Genomic DNA, 1,268 nt, shown 5'->3' on the forward strand with positions numbered 1-1,268 from the left:
GGCCCTCCCGCCCTGCCGGACCGTGCCCGGCCGCCTCCAGCGCCAGCGCGGCGGCCCGCACCAGATGTGCCCGCTCCCAGCCGCACGGCCGGTCCACGTCCCCGCCCGGGTTGGTCATCCGGCGCAGCTCCAGCAGCCCCTGCCAGGCGCTGTGCACCTCTCGGCGCCGGGCGGGCCCGGCATCCGCGGCGTCCTCCTCGCCGCCGACGCGGGCGGCGAACACCCCGGTCGAGGCGGGCGCCTCCCCGGGTCCTTCCGGCTCGGGCACCTGGGTGACGCCCTGCCGCACCCGGTGCCCCTCCGGCGTCAGGAAGTGATCGTGCGGCGGCCGGGGGTGGCGGAAGGCGAGACCCCGCTTCACCAGCGCCGTGAGCTGCGACTCCGTGCCCCGCAGCCGCCCGGTGACGGGGTCGGCGGCGTCGATGACACGCCGCTGCGCGACGGTCGGCGGTCGGGTCACGGCGTGCTCCTCTCCGGCAAGGCGACGGGTCCCGGGGCGCGACGCCGCACCTGCTCCACGCCCCACCTGCTCGAAGGCTACGACCCGCCACTGACATTCCGGGCCGGGACAACTCCCGGCCCCGCACCCCGGCCCGCCGCGCGCCGGGGCTCGGGCCGCCAGGTGGCCACCAACGCGGCGGCCAGCAGCAACTCGGCCAGGTCGCCGCCGTAGTACATGATCTCCGCGCCGCCCTGCACCTGGTCGACGGGCGCGTGGATGTCGGCCCAGAAACCGCCGTACATCAACTGGGAGATCACGGCGTGCGCCGCGATCGCGACGCCCAGGTAGACCAGCCGGGCCCTGACACCCGGCCGGGCGGGGGCCGGGTCGGGGCCGGCGACGGCGTAGGCGAACAGGCACCCGGAGAGCAGGAAGTGCGCGTGCAGCAGTCAGTGCGCCGCCGGGTCGGACGTGATCGCGTTGTACAGGGGGGTGAAGTACAGCACCGCGAGGCCGCCCGTGGAGAGCGCCAGTCCGACCGCCGGGTGGGCGATCACGCGGGCGGGCGGACTGTGCAGCACGGCGGTCAGGCGCCGGCCCCGCGACGCGGGCAGGGTACGCAGCAGCAGTGTGACGGGGGCGGCCAGGACCAGCGCGAGCGGCGCGTACATGCCGATGAGGAGGTGCTGGACCATGTGCCCGCGGAAGTCCGCGTGGGCGAAGGGGGCCACGGGCGGCAGCAGCGCGCCGCCGAGCAGGAGCCCTGCGGGTCGACCGGCTGGTCGTCCGGCGAGTTGGCGTTGCGGTAGGTGCGCATGTCCAGGAC

At 76.3% G+C, this 1,268-nt stretch carries 1 protein-coding gene and 1 pseudogene; both read right to left on the reverse strand.

Annotated elements, in window-relative coordinates; all coding sequences use genetic code 11:
* A partial coding sequence (locus ABZ281_RS49745; RefSeq protein ID WP_356665489.1) for a hypothetical protein occupies positions 1-460 on the reverse strand: 460 nt, incomplete at its 3' end.
* 77 nt (positions 461-537) lie between these two features.
* Positions 538-1,268, reverse strand: a pseudogene (locus ABZ281_RS49750) (cytochrome c oxidase assembly protein); the annotation flags it as partial.

Origin of the sequence: Streptomyces sp. NPDC006265 (assembly GCF_040613555.1) — a bacterium.
In the GTDB taxonomy this organism is placed as follows: domain Bacteria; phylum Actinomycetota; class Actinomycetes; order Streptomycetales; family Streptomycetaceae; genus Streptomyces.